This window comes from Sulfitobacter sp. HI0040 (assembly GCF_001634885.1).
In the GTDB taxonomy this organism is placed as follows: domain Bacteria; phylum Pseudomonadota; class Alphaproteobacteria; order Rhodobacterales; family Rhodobacteraceae; genus Sulfitobacter.
In genome coordinates, this window is record NZ_LWEX01000397.1 from 1 (window position 1) to 228 (window position 228).

At 58.3% G+C, this 228-nt stretch carries 1 protein-coding gene; it reads left to right on the forward strand.

Going from position 1 to position 228, the window contains the following annotated elements; genetic code table 11:
- Window positions 1-228 (forward strand): ATP-binding cassette domain-containing protein (locus tag A3728_RS16315; RefSeq protein ID WP_150120856.1); only part of this gene is annotated, 228 nt, incomplete at both ends.

Genomic DNA, 228 nt, shown 5'->3' on the forward strand with positions numbered 1-228 from the left:
TTCGTCGAATTCGATCGCGTTCAGAAAAGCTATGACGGCGAAACTCTTGTCGTGAAAGATCTCAACCTCAGCATGCCGAAGGGAGAGTTCCTGACGATGCTGGGGCCGTCCGGTTCGGGCAAGACGACCTGCCTGATGATGCTGGCCGGTTTCGAAACCGCCACCCACGGAGACATCCGGCTGGACGGCGTTTCGATCAACAACATCCCGCCGCACAAGCGCGGCATC